Genomic DNA, 18582 nt, shown 5'->3' with positions numbered 1-18582 from the left:
GCGGGGAGTGTAGCTGAAGCGGTGCCGTCGGCCCGTACGGAGCCGTTCGGTGGCATGGCCGGGATTGGGCATTCGGGATTCGGGATTCGCAAGAGCACTATCGCGGCTTCGACGTGGCAGTAGACCGCCGTTGCGAATCCCCAATCCCGAATGCCCAATCCCGGCCCCCTCACGCCCACGGAGGGCTGTACTTGATCTTCAGGGTCCGCACCGCGGGGTCGGCGCGCAGGCTGTCCATCAGCTGCTGGTCGATCCGCACCGAGTGGCTGCCGTTGAGGTCGAGCATGCCGGCCACGCCGCCGGTCGGGGCGCGCAGCAGCAGGTCCAGGCGCAGAGGGGTCTTGCCGGGGCGGTGCTTGGCCAGCAGCGCGTCGATGCGCTTCCAGGCTTGTTTCTCGCGCAGGTCCAGGCGCAGCGACAGGCGTTGCGCATGGTCGGCGCAGATCTGCTCGTAGTCCCAGCATTGGCGGATGCGCAGGCTGTAGCCGCCGTTGAATTCGTCCTCGCGCAGGCCGCCCTTGACGATCAGGATGCGGTCGCGGGTGAGCAGATGCCCGAACTCGGCCATCGCATCGGAGAACGCGCTGCATTCGACCCGGCCGCGGCCGTCTTCGAGCTGCACGAACACCTGGCTGTCGCCCTTGCGCCGCACGCCGATCACCTGGCCGGCCAGGATCGCGCTGACTTCCGGGCGCCAGGCGCGTTTTTCGCCATCGCCACCACCGCCGCCGCGTTGTTGCGAGGCGAGGATCTTTTCCAGCGAACCCAGGTCGCAGCCGACCAGCTCGCGCACTTCGTCGCGGTGCGGGTCGAACGGGTGACCGCTGAGATAGAAGCCCAGCGTTTCGCGCTCGCCGGTGAGCAACTGGCCCAGCGGCCATTCCTTGCTTTCCGGCAGGTCCAGGCGCAACGCCGGCGCGCTCGGGTCCGGCCCGCCGAACAACGAGTTCTGGCCCGAGGCGCGCTCGCGCGCCAGCTGCTCGGTGGCCTTGACCACTTCCGGCAGCTGCAGCATCAGCGAGGCGCGGTTCTTGCCCAGCCCGTCCATGGCGCCGGCGTTGATCATCGCTTCCAGCGTGCGCCGGTTGAGCTTGGCGGTGCCCACGCGCGTGCAGAAATCCAGCAGCGTGGTGTAGGGGCCGCCGCGCTGGCGTTCTTCGACGATCGCCTCGCAGGCGCCCTGGCCGACGCCCTTGATCGCGCCCAGGCCGTACTGAATCGTGTCCGGGCTGGCGGCGGCGAACATGTAGGCCGACTCGTTGACGCGCGGCGGCTTGACGGTCAGGCCGAGATTGCGCACCTCATCGAGAAAGCCGACCACCTTGTCGGTGTTGTCCATGTCCGAGGACAGCGTCGCGGCCATGAATTCGGCCGGGTAATGCCGTTTCAGCCACGCGGTCTGGTAGCTGACCAGCGCGTAGGCGGCGGCGTGCGACTTGTTGAAGCCGTAGCCGGCGAACTTCTCCATCAGGTCGAAGATTTCGTCGGCCTTGGCCGCGCCCACCCCGCCTTTGGCCGCGCCCTCGCGGAAGATCTCGCGGTGCTTGGCCATTTCGGCCGGCACCTTCTTGCCCATCGCACGGCGCAGCAGGTCGGCGCCGCCCAGCGAATAATCGCCGACGATCTGCGCCATCTGCATCACCTGCTCCTGGTACACCATGATGCCGTAGGTGTCCTTGAGGATGGCTTCGGTGCGCGGATCCGGGTAGATGATCTCCTGCTGGCCGTGCTTACGCGCGTTGAAGTCCGGGATCAGGTCCATCGGGCCGGGGCGGTACAGCGATACCAGCGCGATCAGGTCTTCGAAACGGTCCGGGCGCGCGTCCTTGAGCAGGCGGCGCATGCCCGAGGATTCGAACTGGAACACCGCGCCGGTATTGCCCGAGGCGAACACGCCCTTGTAGGTGGGCACGTCGTCGAGCGGAATGGTGGTGATGTCGATCGGGTCGATGCCGGCGCGCGCGTGGCGCACGTTGATCGCCTTGACCGCCCAGTCGATGATGGTCAGCGTGCGCAGGCCGAGGAAGTCGAACTTCACCAGCCCGACCGCTTCGACGTCGTCCTTGTCGAACTGGGTGACCGGATTCTTGCCGCGCCCGTCCTCGTCGTGTTCGGCGAACAGCGGGCAGAATTCGGACAGCGGCTCGGGCGCGATCACCACGCCACCGGCGTGCTTGCCGGCGTTGCGGGTGAGGTCCTCGAGCTGGCGGGCCAGATCCATCAGGTCGCGCACGTCGTCCTCGACCTGGTAGCGCTGGATCAGGTCCGGCGAGGCCATCTCCGAGTCCTTGCCTTCGCCCATCGCATCCTTGAGCGTGATGCCCAGGATGTTGGGGATCAGCTTGGCCACGCTGTCGACCAGGCCGTAGCTGAAGCCGAGCACGCGCCCGGCGTCGCGCACCACCGCCTTGGCCGCCATGGTGCCGTAGGTGATGATCTGGCTGACCCGTTCGCGCCCGTACTTGCGCGCCACGTAGTCGATCACCTCGTCGCGGCGGTCCATGCAGAAGTCGATGTCGAAGTCGGGCATCGACACGCGCTCGGGGTTGAGGAAGCGCTCGAACAGCAGGTTGTACGGCAGCGGATCCAGATCGGTGATCTGCAGTGCCCACGCCACCAGCGAGCCCGCACCGGAACCGCGCCCCGGGCCGATCGGAATGCCCTGGTTCTTGCCCCACTGGATGAAGTCGGCCACGATCAGGAAGTAGCCGGGGAAGCCCATCTTGATGATGGTGTCCAGCTCGAATTCCAGCCGGTCGACATAGTCCTGACGGGTCTTGCCGGGCGCGATCGGGCTCTTTTCCAGGCGTGCGGCCAGACCGTCGCGCGACTGGCTGCGGATCCAGCTGTCCAGGGTCTCGTCTTCGGGTACCGGATAGGCGGGCAGGAAGTAGGTGCCCAGGCGCATCTCGATATTGCAGCGCTGCGCCAGCGCCAGCGTGTTGTCGATCGCATCGGGCACGTCGGCGAACAGCGCGGCCATTTCGTCGCCGGACTTCAGGTACTGCTGGTCGCTGTACTCGCGCGGGCGTTTGGGGTCATCGAGCACGCGGCCCGACGAAATGCACACCCGCGCCTCGTGCGCATTGAAGTCGCTGGCGTACAGGAAGCGCACATCGTTGCTGGCCACCACCGGCAGGCCGCGCACACCGGCCGCATGCAGCGCGAACTGGTTGAAACGTTCTTCGCCCTGGCGCCCGGTGCGGGTCAGTTCCAGATGCAGGCCGTCGCCGAACACGCGCTGCCAGTCGGCCAGTTGCTGCTCGGCCAGGTCGGCGCGGCCTTCGCCGAACAGGCGCCCGGCCAGGCTGTCGCGCCCGGCCAGGGCGAACAGGTTGGCGTGGCCGCTCTGCAGCCACTCCGGGTGGATCGCCACGCCGCCCTCGGGGCGGTGGCCTTCCATCCAGGCGCGGGTCAGCAGCCGCGACAGGCTCAGGTAGCCTTCGCGGTCGCGGCACAGCAGGGTCATGCGCCAGGGCGTCATGTCCGGGGTGGCGATCATCACGTCGGCGCCGGCGATCGGCTTGATGCCCACGCCTTCTGCGGCCTTGTAGAACTTGACCAGCGCGAACAGGTTGTTGAGGTCGGTGACCGCCAGCGCGGGCATGTCGAGTTCGACCGCGCGGCCCAGCAGGTTGGCCTGCTTGGCCTTTTTCGGGTCAGCCTGATCCGGTTTCTCGGGCACACGGATGGTGGAATCCGCCAGCGAGAACTCGGTGTGGACGTGCAGATGGACGAAGCGGGAAGTGGACATGCGAGACCGGAATAATGCGTGGTCAGGGTAGCGAGCGTGGTCGGGTCGGACAAGGCTTGACAGCACCGGCGCGGCGCCGCGGCCAGCTGCCGCGGGGGCTGGGCGGTGTGGCCGATTCAGGATGTGGCTAGCTGGATGCAGCGCAGCGGTGGCGATTGCGCGGATCGGGGGAGCGTGCGGGGCCGCGCGTTCGGGACGCGACGCTCCAAGCCATGGCCGCAGCGGCGGCATGCGCGCCAGGCGATGGGAGAACGCCATTACCGTTCCAGGTTCACCTGGAGGGCGGTCGGTCAGTCGGCCAGCAGCAGCTCATCGGCCGGGTCCGCGCAGGGCTCGTCCCACGGCGACTGCGCCGCCTCGATTCCCAACGCACGCCGCACCGGGGCGAAGCTGCGACGGTGCTGCGGGCACGGCCCATGGCTGCGCAGCGCGGCCAGGTGCACCGGCGTGGCGTAGCCCTTGTGCTGGTCGAAGCGGTATTCGGGGTGTTGCGCGTGCAGCTCGTGCATCAGGCGGTCGCGGGTGACCTTGGCCACGATCGAGGCGGCCATGATGGCGCGATCGAGCGCATCGCCGCCGATCAAGGCCTCGGCCGGGCAGGGCAGGCCCTTGGGCACCCGGTTGCCGTCGATGCGCGCAAACCCGGCCACATGCGCCACGCCCTCCACCGCACGCCGCATGCCGAGCATGGTCGCCTGGTAGATATTGATGCGGTCGATCTCTTCGCTGTCGATCAGCACCACCGACCACGCCAGCGCCCGCTCGACGATGCGCGCATACAACTGCTCGCGCCGCTGCGCGCTCAGCTGCTTGGAATCGTCCAGCCCGTTGATGCGCGGCTTGCTCGGGTCGAACACCACCGCCGCCACCGCCACCGGCCCGGCGAGCGGGCCGCGCCCGGCTTCGTCGACACCGGCAATCAGACGCCGGGATTCGGCATTGGGGATTTGGGATTGGCCGAACAAGTGCGACTGGCGCGCCTGGGCTTGAGCGCCCGCAGCGATGATCTTCACGCTTTTGCTCCTGCCGAATCCCCAATCCCGAATCCCGAATCCCGGCCCTCCAGCAGCCCAGCCACCGCATCGGCCGCGCGTGCCGATGCGTCGCGGCGAAGTTCGGCGTGCAGGGCGAGATAGCGTGGTTGCAGGGCGGCGACCTTTTCCGGGTGCTTGAACCAGTCCAGCAGGGCCACGCACAGGCGCTCCGGGGTGCAGTCGTCCTGCATCAGCTCCGGGGCGAGGTCGTCGTTGGCCAGGATGTTGGGCAGCGCGTAGCGGTTGACCTTGAGCAGGCCCAGCGTTCTGACGATGCGGTAGGTCAGTGGGGCGACCTTGTAGCCGACCACCATCGGACGCTTGACCAGCATCGCCTCCAGCGTGGCGGTGCCCGACGCCAGCAGCACCACGTCGGCGGCCAGCATCGCGGTGCGCGCCTGGCCATCGAGCAGGTGCGAACGCAGCACCGGCAGCGACGAGCGCGACAACTGCTCGGCCAGCAGCTGCTTGCAGCCGGGGTTGGCAGCGGGAACCAGCACATGCAGGTTGGGCAGGTGCTCGGACACCAGCCAGGCGGCCTGGAAGAAGGTATCGCCGAGCTTGCTGATTTCGCCATGCCGGCTGCCGGGCAACACCGCCAGTACGGTGCTGGACGCGGACAGACCCAGCCTGGCGCGCGCGGCGGCGCGATCGGCCTGGTAGGCGATGTCGTCGGCCATCGGGTGGCCGACAAAGCGCGCATCGATGCCGTGCCTGGCGTAGATCGGCGGCTCCATCGGAAACAGGCACAGCACCAGGTCGGCGCTGGCACCGATCTTTTCCGCACGCTTCTCGCGCCAGGCCCAGACCGAGGGGCTGACGTAATGCACGGTGCGCACACCGCGCTGCTTGAGCCAGCGCTCGACCGACAGATTGAAATCGGGTGCATCGATGCCGATGAACACGTCCGGTTTCCATGCCAGCACACGCTCACGAAACGCGCGGCGCAGCTTCAACAGCCGCGGCAGATGCTGCAGCACTTCGGTCAGCCCCATCACCGCCAGTTCGCTGGCATCGAACCAGGTCTGGCAGCCCGCCCCGCGCATCGCATCGCCGCCGATGCCGACGAATTCGGCAGCCGGATAGCGGCGACGCAGCTGTTCGATCAGGCCCGCACCCAGGATGTCGCCGGAGGCTTCGCCGGCGATCAGCGCGATGCGTGGAGAGCGGAGATTGGGGATTGGGGATTGGGGATTGGCCAGCGCGTCGTGCACGACTTCGCCCGGTGTGGTGTGGACGCTTTGCATCCCCAATCCCGAATCCCGAATCCCGGCCTTCATCGCAACAACGGCCTTTCCGCCGCCTCGATGAACTCGAGCAGCCCGCGCACGTCTTCGCTGCTCTTGGCCTGTTCGGCCAGCTGCAGCTTGGCCTCGGCCAGCGGCAGCCCGGCGACGTACAGCGTGCGGTAGGCGCGCTTGATCGCGGTGATGCGCTCGGCATCGAAGCCGCGACGCTTGAGCCCTTCGCTGTTGATGCCGCGCGGGCGGCCCAGCGATTCGCTGCCGACCATGGTGAACGGCGGCACGTCGCCGTTGGTCAGCGCGCCCATGCCCAGGAAGGCGTGCGCGCCGATCCGGCAGAACTGATGCGCGCCGGCAAAGCCGCTGATGATCACGTAGTCGCCCACGGTCACATGGCCTGCCAGCGTGGTGTTGTTGGAGAACACGCAGTGGTTGCCGACATGGCAGTCGTGCGCCACATGGGTGTAGGCCAGCATCCAGTTGTCGTCGCCGACCACGGTGATGCCGCCACCGCCGCCGGTGCCGCGATTGATGGTGACGAATTCGCGGATCACGTTGCCGTCGCCGATCACCAGTTCGGTGCGCTCGCCGGCGTACTTCTTGTCCTGCGGTTCGCCACCGATCGCGGCGTGGCCGATGAAGCGGTTGTTGCGACCGATCCGGGTCGGGCCGTGGATCGAGCAATGCGGCCCCACCTCGGTACCCGCATCGATCTGCACATCGGCGCCGATCAACGAGAACGCGCCCACGCGCACATCGCTGGCCAGTTGCGCCGCCGGATCGATGACGGCGGTGGGATGAATCAAGGGTGCTTGATCACGCATCGTGTCTCACCTCCAAAAACGGGTTATTCCTTGGCGCCGGCGCACATGACTTCGGCACTGGCCACGACTTCGCCGTTGACCTTGGCCTCGCCGTAATAGCATCCCATGTTGCGGATCAGGCGCTTCATCTGCACTTCCAGCATCAGCACGTCGCCCGGCACCACCTGCTTGTTGAAGCGGGCATTGTCGACCTTGACCATGTAGAACAGCTTGGACAGCGCGTCGCGTCCCAGCCCGAGCTGGGTCATCACGCCACCGGCCTGCGCCAGTGCCTCGATGATCAGCACGCCGGGCATCACCGGGCGGCTGGGGAAATGGCCCTGAAAAAATGGCTCGTTGATGCTGACGTTCTTCTGCCCGACGATGCGCTTGGCATCCAGGTCGAGCTCGATGACCCTGTCGATCAGCAGGAACGGATAGCGGTGCGGGATCAGCGTCTGGATCTGGTTGACGTCGATCGGCAGCTCGTAAGTGGGGTGACTCATTCTTTCTCCTTGCCCACAGCCAGGATGCGCCTTGCCAGCACATCGAGTTGTTTGAAGCGCGCGGCATTCTTGCGCCACGTGCGATTGTCGGTGAGAGGGGTGCCGGACGAATACTCGCCCGGCGCATGGATGGAATTGCGCACCACCGACTTGCCGGTGATCACGACCTTGTCGCAGATCTCCAGATGCCCGACCACGCCGACATGCCCGCCGAGCAGGCAGTAACGGCCGATCTTGGCGCTGCCGGCGATTCCGGTACAGCCGGCGATGGCGCTATGTGCGCCGATGTGGCAGTTGTGCGCAATCTGCACCAGGTTATCCACGCGCACGTCTTCTTCCAGCACGGTGTCTTCTAGTGCGCCGCGGTCGATGCAGGTGTTGGCGCCAATCTCGCAATCGTCGCCGATCACCACACCGCCCAGCTGCGGCACCTTTATCCAGTGGCCGGCATCCATCGCCAGGCCGAAGCCGTCGGCGCCGATCACCGCACCGGGATGGATGCGCACGCGCTTGCCCAGGCGCACCCGGGTGACCAGGGTGACGCGGGCGAGCAGCTCGCTGCCGTCATCGACCACGCAGTCCTCGCCGATGATGCTGCCGGTGCCGATCACGCAGCCATCGCCCACGCGGCTGCGCGCCCCGATGCTGACGAACGGGCCGACGTGTGCGCTCGGCGCGACCTGTGCGCTGGGATCGATCACCGCAGAAGGGTGAATGCCCGGCTCGCGCACCGGCGCCACATCGAACAAGGCGGCGATCTTGGCGAAGGCGGTGTAGGGATCCTTGGCGACCAGCGCGGTGCCGCGTGCGTCCTGCGCATCGTCGGCGCGCAGGACCACCACGGCCGCCTGGGTCTGGCCCAGCTGCGGCCGATAGCGCGGATTGGATAGAAAGCTCAGTTGCCCCGCGCCGGCATGCGCCAGGGTGGCGACGCCACTGACTTCGGTGGAGCCATCACCGACGACGGTCAGACCAAATTGTTCGGCAATCGCACTGGCGGTCAAGCGCATCAGGGTGAACCTCTTGTAAATATGGGAGAGCCGCTTTAACGGGGAAAAAACACCATTAAACAGTTCCCAACAAAGCCTGCGTATCTAGGGTCCTGTCGCAATCAGCGACGAATCCAGGAGCAAGCATATGAAAACCGTTCTTTCCATCCTTGGTGGTCTGGTCATGATGGGCGCGGTCGCAACTGCATCGGCCCAATCCTTCGATGTCGATCAGGGCAGGGCAACCGGTGAGCAGCAGCTGCAGTGTCTCAGCCTGCCGGCGGGCGAAATCGCCAGCTGCCTGTCCAACACCGTCTCCACATGGTTCGACAGCTGGTTCTGAGCGGCCGACATCCAACCGGTGATACACGGGCGGCCCGCTTGCGCGGGCCGCCTTTTTTGTTGCCGTTCGCTGTTAGAACTGGCCGCCGAAGGTGAACTGCAGACGTTCGATCTCGTCGTTGTCTTCCTTCTTCAGCGGGAACGCGTAGCTGATCGAGATGGGGCCGACCGGTGCGCGCCACAACAGCGCCACGCCGGTGGATGCGCGCAGCTCATTGGCCTTGAAGTTGTCCACGCCGTCGTAGACGTTACCGAAGTCGAAGAACGCCGACACGCGTGCCGACGGGCTGTCAAACAGCTTCGGGAAGTACATTTCCACCGAACCGACGGTCTTGAACGAGCCACCCAGCGGCTGGCCGCGCGTGTAGTTGAAGGTGCTTTCCGAACGCGGACCCAGCGTGTTGTCTTCGAAGCCGCGCACCGAGTTGGTACCGCCGGCGTAGAAGTTCTCGTAGAAAGGCAGCCCGGTCGCAGTGACAGTACGGATCAGGTTGCTGCCGTTGCAGCCTTGCTCTGTGTAGGTGGGGCTGTTGTTATTGTTGGTGACTACGCCGCATATGTCGCGGCGGCTGTCATTGCCATAGCTGTCGCCGTAACCCAGCTCGAAGCGGGTGTTCAACACGATCGCCGGGATGATCGGCCAGTAGTTGGAGATCTGGTAGTTGAACTTGTAGTACTCAACCGTGGAGCCGGGCAGGGTGGTCTCCAGGCCGACGCGCTGGTACATGCCACGGGTGGGCATGAAGAAGTCGTTGCGGGTATCGCGTGCCCAGCCCAGCTCTGTGCGCCAGGCATGGAAGGTGCTAGTACCGATTGCATCGATGTAATTGATGATCGCCTGCGGGGTCTGGCCCTGGAACGTATTGATCTGATTGCTGTCGATGCCGACCATCGCCGAGACGGTATCGTTCTCGGTGATCGGCACGCCGAACACCACTTGCGCCGAACCATTCTTGCTGTTGTACTGGGCGGTGTTGAAGTCCGAGTAGTCCAGCGAGCGCCAGGACAGGTTGTAGCCCAGCGACACGCCGTCGTCGGTAAAGAACGGGTTGGTGTAGGAAAACGCGTAGCGCTGCTGGTAGCTGCTGCGCGAGGCTTCCACCGCCACCCGGTTACCGCCACCCAGGAAGTTGTTCTGCGACAACTGCACCGAGGTGGTCACACCGAAGCTCTGCGAGTAGCCCAGGCCGAACACGAAGCTGCCGGAGGTGGTCTCCTTGACGTTGTAGACCACGTCGACCTGGTCGTTGCTGCCCGGCACGGCCGGCGTTTCCACATCCACGCTCTCGAAGTAGCCCAGGCGCTGCAGGCGGATCTTGGAACGGTCGATCGCCGCCTGCGAATACCAGGTGTTTTCGAACTGGCGCATCTCGCGGCGCAGGACTTCGTCCGAGGTGCGGCTGTTGCCCTTGTACAGGATGCGGCGCACGGTCACGCGCGGGCCCGGCACCACCTGCAGGTTCACCGCGACAGTGCGGTCCTCGCGGTTCGGGGTCGGGATCGGGTTGACCTTGGCGAAGGCGTAACCGACGTTGCTCAAGGTATTGGTGATCGCATCGGAGGTGTACTCCAGCAACGCACGCGAGAAGATGTCGCCGGCCTTGGGGATGACCAGGCGCTCGATGTCGGCCTGCGGCAGCACGGTGTCGCCGGTGACCTTGATCTCGGAAATCTTGTACTGCTCGCCCTCGGTGACGCCGGCGCTGACGAACATGTCGCGCTTGTCCGGGCTGATCGACACCTGGGTGGAATCGATGCTGAAGTCCACGTAGCCGCGGTCCAGGTACCAGGAGTTGAGTTTCTCCAGGTCGCCGGACATCTTTTCCTTGGAGTATTGATCGTCGCGGCGATACCACGAGGCCCAGTTGTGCTCCTTGGATTCCCAGTTCTCCAGGATGTCCTCGTTGGCGAACTTCTCGGTGCCGATCAGGTTGACGTGGCGGATCTTGGCCGCCTTGCCTTCCTTGATCGCAATCGCCACGTCCACGCGGTTACGGTCCAGCGGGCTGACCGTCGGGGTGATCTCGACGTTGTACTTGCCGCGGTTGTTGTACTGGCGGGTCAGTTCCTGGGTCACGCGGTCCAGGCTCAGGCGGTCGAAGGTGCCGCCTTCGGTCAGGCCGATATCGCCCAGGCCCTTGAGCAGTTCCTCGGACTTGATGTCCTTGTTGCCGGTCACGGTGAGCTTGTTGATCGCCGGGCGCTCCTTGACCGTGATCACCAGGATGTTGCCCTGGCGATCCAGCTGCACGTCCTCGAAGAAGCCGGTGCGGTACAGCGCACGGATCGAGTCGGCGACCTTGCCATCGTCCACGGTGTCGCCGCGGTTCACCGGCAGATAGGTGAACACGGTGCCGGAGGCGATGCGCTGCAGGCCGTCGACGCGGATGTCGCTGGCAACGAACGGCTCTGCGGCCAGGGCAACGACTGGCAGGCTGAGGCCGGCGGCAAGAGCGAGGGCAAGCAGGCGGCGAGTGGGAAGACGCGTCATGTCACATCCGGTTGGAGTCGATTTCGGGTGTTGCTGGATGCCGACGTATGACGACGACAACAGGCGGAAAGAGTGGGGCAGCTTCATCGTGGAACCAGGCCGAGGATGTCGTTATAGAACGCCAGTCCCATCAACCCGGCCAGGACCGCCAGGCCGACATATTGCCCGGCAATCATGGCCCGTTCGCTGATCGGGCTGCCCTTGATCAACTCGATAAGGTAATACAGCAGGTGCCCACCGTCCAAGATCGGGATCGGCATCAGGTTGATGATCGCCAGGCTGAGCGACAGCAACCCCAGGAAATACAGGAACCAGTCGAGCCCGCGTTCGGCAGACGCATTGGCGGCGCGCGCAATGGTGACAGGGCCGGAGATGTTCTTGACCGAGGCCTGGCCGGTCAGCATGCGCTTCATCATGCCCAGCGAATCGGCGGTCATTTTGCCGGTCTCACGGATCGCGGCCGGCACCGCGGCGAATATGCCGTACTGCTGGCGGCTGTCGTAGGCCGGCGCCTGCACCGCCGCAAACCCCACGCCCAGCAGCCACTGCCCCTGCGGCGATCGGCGCGGGGCGATTTCCAGCGCCAGCCGGTCGTCGCCGCGCGCGACCTCGATCATGCCGGTACCGCCCTGCGCGCCCAGCGCCTGCAGCTGGGGGGGGATCTCGTCGGCCGACCGGATCGGCTGGCCGTCGATGGCCACGATGCGGTCGCCCGGCTGCAGCAGCCCCTGCGCCGCGGAGCCGGCGACCACCTGGCCCACCACCGGCGGCTGCAGCATGAATTGCCAGCCGATGCCGGCCAGCGAGGCCACGCGGCGCTCGTCAAAGCCGGCCGGCAGCTGTGACAGGCGCAAGGTGTGCTCGCGGTTGCCGGCGCCCTCGGCGGCGGTCAGCACGCGGATATCGCGCTTGTCCATCGCCGCGGTGGTGAGCTGCATGCTGGCATCGCTCCAGCTGCTGACATCGCGCCCATTGATGCGCACGAGGCGCTCGCCCGGGCTCAGGCTGGCTTCGGCAGCCAGGCCATCGGCGCGGCCGACGGTGGCCGAGTAATCCTGTTTGCCCACCACGAACATCGCCCACAGCATCGCCATGCACAGCAGCAGGTTGGCGATCGGGCCGGCGGCCACGATGGCAATGCGCTGCCACACCGTCTTGCGGTTGAAGGCCTGGTCCTGCTCGGCCGGATGCACGTCGCCTTCGCGCTCGTCGAGCATCCTGACGTAGCCGCCCAGCGGAATGGCCGCCACCACGAACTCGGTGCCGTGACGGTCGCGACGCATCCACAACGGTTTGCCGAAGCCCACCGAAAAGCGCAGCACCTTGACGCCGCAGCGGCGCGCGACCCAGAAGTGGCCGAATTCGTGGAAGGTCACCAACACGCCCAGGCTGACGATCATCCACCAGACTGAACCGATGAAATCACCCATGGATGCAACTCGGTTGCGTAAATCGATCAGGCATGAAGGCGGTGATGGGCGAGGGCGCGTTCGGTGATCTGCCGCGCTTGCGCATCGGCAGAAAGCAGGATGTCGAGGGAGTCGGCATTGTGCCGTGGGAGCGTTGTCAGTGTGTGTTCGATCAACGCGGGAATCGCTAGGAAACCCACCTGGCCCTGAAGAAACGCTGAAACAGCCACTTCATTGGCCGCGTTCAGGATCGCAGGCGCAGTGCCGCCGGCCTCCAGCGCCTCCCAAGCCAGGCGCAGGCACGGAAATGCGGCCGTGTCCGGCGCCTCGAAATCCAGCCGTCCCTGGGTCAGCAGGTCCAGCCCGCCAACGCCGGACTCGACCCGCTCCGGCCACGCCAGGCCGACCGCCAGCGTGGTGCGCATGTCGGGCAGGCCGAGCTGGGCCAGGGTGGAGCCATCGACGAATTCCACCAGCGAGTGCACCAGGCTCTGCGGATGCACCAGCACATCGATCTGCGCGCCGGGCAGGCCGAACAGGTGATGCGCTTCGATCACTTCCAGGCCCTTGTTCATCAGCGTCGCCGAATCCACCGAAATCTTCGGCCCCATCGACCACTTGGGATGGGCGACCGCCTGCGCGGGCGTGACTGCGCCGAGCGCGGCGCGGTCCCAGCCGCGGAACGGCCCGCCGGACGCGGTCAGGATCACCCGGCGCACGCCGCGGCTGGCGTCGCAGGAGCGCAGGCATTGAAAGATGGCGCTGTGCTCGCTGTCGATCGGGATGATCTCGGCGCCGGCCGCTGTCGCGGTGCGGGTCAGCAGTTCGCCGGCCAGCACCAGCGATTCCTTGTTGGCCAGCAACAGGCGCTTGCCGGCGCCGGCCGCGGCCAGCGTGGACGGCAGGCCGGCTGCTCCCACGATCGCCGCGACCAGGGTGTCGCAGGCATCGCTGGCCGCCAGCGCGTCCAGGGCCTCGCTGCCGGCATGCGCTTGGGTGGCCAGTCCGGCCGCACGCAAACCGTCGCGCAGCGCCGGGTACAGGGATGGGTCGGCGATCACTGCATGCGCAGGGCGATGCGTGGCGCACAGCGCCAACAGGTCGTCGACCTTGCTGCCGGCCGACAGCACACTGGCGCGCAGCCGCTGCGGATGACGGGTGATCACATCCAGTGCCGATGCACCGATCGAGCCGGTGGCGCCGAACACGGCGACCTGACGGAGAGGGGAGCCAGCCATGTCTAGAATCCGAGAATTTCCTTGCCGAGTGCGAACACCGGCAGGGCGGCGAGCACGCCGTCGATACGATCCAGCACGCCACCGTGGCCCGGAATCACCGCGCCCGAGTCCTTGGCGCCGGCATGGCGCTTGAGCAGGCTCTCGAACAGATCGCCCAGCACCGAGGCCAGCACCGCCACTGCCGCCACCAGGACCAGCTGCGGCACATGCGCCAGGGTCAGCCCGGCCAGCCAGCCGAATGCGCACGCGACCACGATGCCGGCGACCATGCCGCCGAGCAGGCCTTCGATGGTCTTGTTGGGGCTGACCCGCGGCGCCAGCTTGTGCTTGCCGAACGCGCGGCCGGCGAAATAGGCGCCCGAATCGGCCGCCCACACCATGGTCAGCGCGGTCAGCAGCCACAGGTTGCCCTTGTCCGGGTTGGCATGCAGCAGCACCAGCGCGGCCCAGGCCGGCAGCACCGCCAGCGTGCCGGCGGCGAGCTTGAGCGCGCGCGCCTGGCCATTGCCGTGATCGGCACCGAAGGTGAAAAAGCGCAGCCACAGCAGCGCCAGCAGCCACCAGACCACCCCCACCAGGGCGGCGATCTGGAACAGCACCATGGAGCCGGCCGAGGCCCACACCATCAGCACCATCAGCAGCAGATTGAGCATCAGCAGCACGGTGCGCGGCAGGCTGTCGTCGATGCCGGAGAGCTTGAGCCACTCCCACAGACCGGTCAGGAACAGGATCGCCGCCAGCGCCGCCAGCCATTGCGTGGGCAGCAGCACGATCGCGCAGATGGCGAGCGGCGCCATGATCAGCGCGGCAATCACACGGGTCTTGGTCATGCGGAGGAGCTCTCCGTCGCCTTGTCGGCGATCTGGGCACTGGTCAGGCCGAAGCGGCGTTCGCGCCCGGCATAGTCATCCAGTGCCTGCTGCAGCACGCCGGCATCGAACTCCGGCCACAGGGTTTCGGTGAACCACAGTTCGGTATAGGCCAGCTGCCACAGCAGGAAATTGCTAATGCGGGTGTCGCCACCGGTGCGGATGAACAGATCCGGCGCCGGCAGGTCGGCCAATGCAACACGGCTGGCCAGCAGCGCTTCGTCGATCTGCTGCGGTTGCAGGCGACCGGCCGCCACTTCTTCGGCCAGGGCCCGCGCGGCCAGCGCAATGTCCTGGCGGCCGCCATAGCTGGCGGCGATGCTCAGCACCAGGCGCGAATTGGCGGCGGTGATGCGTTCGGCAGCGGCCATGCGCTCGCGCAGCGGCGCGGCAAAGCGACCGCGATCGCCGATGAAGCGCACTTGCACGCCACGTCGCTGCAGCTCGTCGACCTCGCGATCGAGCGCATGCAGGAACAATTTCATCAGCGCATCGACTTCCTCCTGCGGGCGCCCCCAGTTTTCACTGGAGAACGCGAACAGGGTGAGTGCCGAGACGCCTTTTTCCAGGCAGAAATCGATAGTGCGATTGACCGCACGCGCACCGGCGCGATGACCGATCATGCGCGGACGGCGCCGACGCTGCGCCCAACGCCCGTTGCCATCCATGATGATGGCAATGTGGCGCGGCACGGCGGCAGCGGAAGGTGCTGGATGCATGGCAGGCGATGCCACGATCAGACCGTCATCAGTTCCTGTTCCTTGGCCTTGACGACCTCATCCACATCCTTGATGGCCTTGTCGGTCAGCTTCTGGATGTCGTCTTCGGCGCTGCGCGCCTCGTCTTCGGTGACCGCCTTGTCCTTGAGCAGATCCTTGACCTGCTGATTGGCATCGCGACGGATGTTGCGGATGGCCACTTTGCTGTCTTCGCCCTCGCCATGCACGGCCTTGCTGAGCTCCTTGCGGCGCTCCTCGGTCAGCGGCGGCAGGTTCAGACGGATCACGGTGCCGACCACGGTCGGGGTCAGGCCCAGATCAGAGGCGTAGATCGCCTTTTCCACGTCCTTGATCATGCCCTTGTCGAACAGGCTGATGACCAGCGAGCGGCCTTCGGAGACGCTGATGCTGGCGACCTGGTTCAGGGGGGTGTCGGTGCCGTAGGCCTTGACCTTGATGTTGTCCAGCAGCGCCGGAGAGGCGCGGCCGGTGCGCACCGTGGTCAGGGAATGGCGCAGAGCATCGATGCTCTTGGTCATGCGCGTGAGCGCGTCTTGTTTGATCTGGTTGAGCATCGCCGGAATCCGTGTGGAGCTGAATCCGGGGATTATAGCCGGGACTGGGGTTTCACGACTCGCGGGTCGTCAGGACCCGCGCAGCCGGTTCACTTGATGGCGCCGCTTCCCACTGCGGGCGCTCGACGGACAGGCATCGACGCAGGCGCCAGCTCCGCGCCTTTGCGATTCCCCAATCCCGATTCCCGATTCTCCAGCCTCAGCTGCGGCCCTGCACCAGCGTACCGATCTGCTCGCCATGCAGGATGCGCAGCAGCACGCCGGGCTCGCTCATGCCGAAGATGCGCAGCGGCAGGTCGCTGTCGCGCGCCAGGGCGAAGGCGGCGGTGTCCATCACTTCCAGGCCCTGCAGGATGACCTGGTCGTAGGTCAGGCTGTCGTAACGCACCGCATCGGGGTGCTTCTTCGGGTCCTTGTCGTACACGCCGTCGACCTTGGTTGCCTTGAGCAGCAGGTCGGCACCGATTTCGATCGCGCGCAGCGCCGCGCCCGAGTCGGTGGTGAAGAACGGATTGCCGGTGCCGGCGGCAAAGATCGCGATGCGGCCCTTTTCCAGATGGCGGATCGCGCGACGGCGGATGAAGTCCTCGCAGACATCGTTGATCTTGATTGCGCTCATCACGCGCACCTTGGCGCCGAGCTTCTCCAGCGCGTCCTGCATCGCCAGCGCGTTGATCACGGTGGCCAGCATGCCCATGTGATCACCGGTGACGCGGTCCATGCCGCTGGCGGCCAGGCCGGCACCGCGGAAGATGTTGCCGCCGCCGATCACCAGCGCGACCTGAGCGCCGGCCTGCTGGGCTTCGATCACTTCATGGGCGAGGCGATTGATGACCTTGGGATCGATGCCGTAATCCCCGTCTCCCATCAGCGCCTCCCCGGAAAGTTTGAGAAGAATGCGGCGATAGGGAAGTTCGGACATGGGGGAAACCTCGGTGTGGGGGATCGGCAAACGCCGGCAAGTCTAGCGGAAGCCTGTCACCGGGCGTGGTAAAAATTCGGTAGTTGGCGATGACGTGACGCGTTGCTCAGTGCGCGCGCGGAGGCTGCGGTGTCGGCACGTCGGTGGCATCGTAGGCGGTGACGCGGTTGCGGCCGCGATGTTTGGAGCGATACAGCGTGCTGTCGGCGGCCTGCAGCAGATGCTCGATGCTCTCGAACTGCCGGTCGCCGCCGCCGTGTGTGGCCAGTCCGGCCGAGAAGGTGATGTGCAACGGGCCGCCCTGCAGTTGCGCCATCGGCGTGCGTGCGGTTTCGGCCAGGATGCGCTCGATCACCATCAAGGCCGCGTCGGCCACGGTATTGGGCAGGATCACCAGGAATTCCTCGCCGCCATAGCGGGCGACCAGGTCGCTGGTGCGCACCATGCGCTGCAGCGTCTGCGCGAAGTTGCGCAGCACCTCGTCGCCGACCAGATGGCCATGCGCATCGTTGACGCGCTTGAAGTCGTCCAGGTCGATGAAGGCGATCGACAGCGGCCAGTTCTGACGCTATGCCAGCTCGAACTCATGCGCGAGCGCGGTGCCGAGCTGATGGCGATTGAACACGCCGGTCAACGCATCGCGGCTGGCCTGTTCGGCCAGATGGCGCATGCGGTTTTCCGATTCGTCGGCGTGCCGGCGCGCTTCGGCCACATCCTGCAATTCGCGCAGGCTGCGCAGCATCGCCAGTTCGCGCGCCTGCTCGAAGATCATCTGGATGTGCTCGGGTTGCGGCACGCGGATGTCGAACAGGGCTTCCAGTTCGGGCAGCGATTCGGCGATGCGTTCGATCACCTTTTCGAAGCGTTCGGCATCCAGGTCCAGCACGTCCTGTGCCTGTTGCTGCGCGTGTTCGGTGGCCGCCACGGCACTGGCCGACAGCCAGATGTCTGCCAGGCGTCCGGACAGCGCGACACAGGCCATGAACGGCTCCAGGCTGGCGGGCTCTTGCTCGCTTTGCGCGATGGCATTCTGCAGGTATGGCGGCAACTGCCATTGATGCGCGAGCCATGCGCCGACCTCGGCATGGGTGGCGCCCAACTGCTCACGTTCGGCATCGAGCAGCGCGGCGTTGTCGGGCGCCTGCTCCAGCAGCGGCGCATACAGCTCGGGCGCGCCCTGCAGCAGGGCCAGCTTGCCGATGTCCTGCAACAGGCCGGCCAGCATCAGTTCTTCGGGTTTGCGGATGCCGTAGGCCTGCCCGAGGATGCGACTGGCCAGCGCGCACAGACCGGCACGGCGCCAGATGCGCTCATGCAGCGGATGCGCGGTGAAGGTGCTGCGCACGCCGTGCACCATCGAAAACCCCAGCGCCAGGCTCAGGGTCGCGTTGAGGCCGAGCATGGTCAGTGCCTGGCCGAGGTTGTCGATGCGGCGGCGGCTGGCGTACAGCGGCGAATTGGCAACCCGCAGCATGCGCGCGCTCAATGCCATGTCCATGCCGATGACGTTGGCCGTGGTGGTCATGTCCACGTCGGGGTCCTGCGCCAGCTCGATGACGCGCAGCGCGACACCCGGCGGCGAGGGCAGGTTGCGGCAGTAGTGCAGGGCGGCCTGTAGATATGGTTGCATGGGTCATCGCCGACGGTGGGCGCAAGCATACCGCTGCGCTCGTTAATGGGGCACGCC

General features: G+C 66.2%; 14 protein-coding genes and 1 pseudogene. 1 reads left to right on the top strand and 14 read right to left on the bottom strand.

The window, feature by feature from the left end; translation table 11 throughout:
* Positions 1–169: 169 nt before the first annotated feature.
* From dnaE to lpxD, 6 genes are all read right to left on the bottom strand, one after another.
* Entirely contained in the window at positions 170–3754 is a 3585-nt protein-coding gene (dnaE, locus tag LL972_RS09685; protein WP_228327411.1) for a DNA polymerase III subunit alpha, read from the bottom strand.
* A gap of 290 nt (positions 3755–4044) precedes the next feature.
* On the bottom strand, positions 4045–4767 hold the full coding sequence (locus tag LL972_RS09680; RefSeq protein WP_228327410.1) for a ribonuclease HII: 723 nt from the start codon (positions 4765–4767) through the stop codon (positions 4045–4047).
* On the bottom strand, positions 4764–6035 hold the full coding sequence (gene lpxB, locus LL972_RS09675) for a lipid-A-disaccharide synthase (protein ID WP_228327409.1): 1272 nt from the start codon (positions 6033–6035) through the stop codon (positions 4764–4766). The genes LL972_RS09680 and lpxB overlap by 4 nt, the downstream gene beginning before the upstream one ends.
* Before the next feature lie 29 nt (positions 6036–6064).
* Positions 6065–6856: an acyl-ACP--UDP-N-acetylglucosamine O-acyltransferase gene (lpxA, locus tag LL972_RS09670; protein ID WP_228327408.1), complete on the bottom strand. Its 792-nt coding sequence runs from the start codon at positions 6854–6856 to the stop codon at positions 6065–6067.
* A gap of 23 nt (positions 6857–6879) precedes the next feature.
* Positions 6880–7341: a 3-hydroxyacyl-ACP dehydratase FabZ gene (gene fabZ, locus LL972_RS09665; RefSeq protein ID WP_228327407.1), complete on the bottom strand. Its 462-nt coding sequence runs from the start codon at positions 7339–7341 to the stop codon at positions 6880–6882.
* Positions 7338–8351: a UDP-3-O-(3-hydroxymyristoyl)glucosamine N-acyltransferase gene (lpxD, locus tag LL972_RS09660; RefSeq protein ID WP_228327406.1), complete on the bottom strand. Its 1014-nt coding sequence runs from the start codon at positions 8349–8351 to the stop codon at positions 7338–7340. The genes fabZ and lpxD overlap by 4 nt, the downstream gene beginning before the upstream one ends.
* A 127-nt stretch (positions 8352–8478) precedes the next feature.
* Here lpxD and LL972_RS09655 point away from each other — a divergent pair, with 127 nt between their 5' ends.
* Positions 8479–8673, top strand: a complete 195-nt coding sequence (locus LL972_RS09655) for a hypothetical protein (RefSeq protein ID WP_228327405.1) — start codon at positions 8479–8481, stop codon at positions 8671–8673.
* Between the two features lie 72 nt (positions 8674–8745).
* On the opposite strand, the gene bamA is transcribed toward LL972_RS09655, so the two are convergent.
* The 8 genes and pseudogenes from bamA to LL972_RS09615 all read right to left on the bottom strand — a co-directional run bounded on the left by bamA (position 8746) and on the right by LL972_RS09615 (position 18525).
* Positions 8746–11163, bottom strand: coding sequence for an outer membrane protein assembly factor BamA (bamA, locus tag LL972_RS09650; protein WP_228327404.1), 2418 nt, complete (start codon positions 11161–11163; stop codon positions 8746–8748).
* Positions 11164–11246: 83 nt separating this feature from the next.
* Positions 11247–12593, bottom strand: a complete 1347-nt coding sequence (gene rseP / locus LL972_RS09645) for an RIP metalloprotease RseP (protein WP_228327403.1) — start codon at positions 12591–12593, stop codon at positions 11247–11249.
* A 26-nt stretch (positions 12594–12619) separates the two neighbouring features.
* A complete protein-coding gene (dxr, locus tag LL972_RS09640) occupies positions 12620–13810 on the bottom strand; it encodes a 1-deoxy-D-xylulose-5-phosphate reductoisomerase (RefSeq protein WP_228327402.1) in 1191 nt (396 codons plus the stop codon).
* A 2-nt stretch (positions 13811–13812) separates the two neighbouring features.
* Positions 13813–14640, bottom strand: coding sequence for a phosphatidate cytidylyltransferase (locus LL972_RS09635; RefSeq protein WP_228327401.1), 828 nt, complete (start codon positions 14638–14640; stop codon positions 13813–13815).
* A complete protein-coding gene (uppS, locus tag LL972_RS09630) occupies positions 14637–15398 on the bottom strand; it encodes a polyprenyl diphosphate synthase (protein ID WP_228327400.1) in 762 nt (253 codons plus the stop codon). Before uppS ends, LL972_RS09635 begins: the two co-directional genes overlap by 4 nt.
* A 17-nt stretch (positions 15399–15415) precedes the next feature.
* The gene (gene frr, locus LL972_RS09625; RefSeq protein WP_228327399.1) at positions 15416–15973 is read right to left on the bottom strand and encodes a ribosome recycling factor; all 558 of its coding nucleotides are present in this window, start codon (positions 15971–15973) and stop codon (positions 15416–15418) included.
* Positions 15974–16172: 199 nt separating this feature from the next.
* Positions 16173–16895, bottom strand: coding sequence for a UMP kinase (gene pyrH, locus LL972_RS09620; RefSeq protein WP_039520304.1), 723 nt, complete (start codon positions 16893–16895; stop codon positions 16173–16175).
* Positions 16896–17001: 106 nt separating this feature from the next.
* Positions 17002–18525, bottom strand: a pseudogene (locus LL972_RS09615) (sensor domain-containing diguanylate cyclase).
* Positions 18526–18582 lie beyond the last annotated feature (57 nt).

It is taken from the genome of Xanthomonas campestris pv. asclepiadis (assembly GCF_020784175.1).
Taxonomy (GTDB): domain Bacteria; phylum Pseudomonadota; class Gammaproteobacteria; order Xanthomonadales; family Xanthomonadaceae; genus Xanthomonas; species Xanthomonas campestris_D.
Note: the sequence above shows the minus strand (reverse complement) of the source record. Positions and strands in the feature narration are given on the sequence as shown.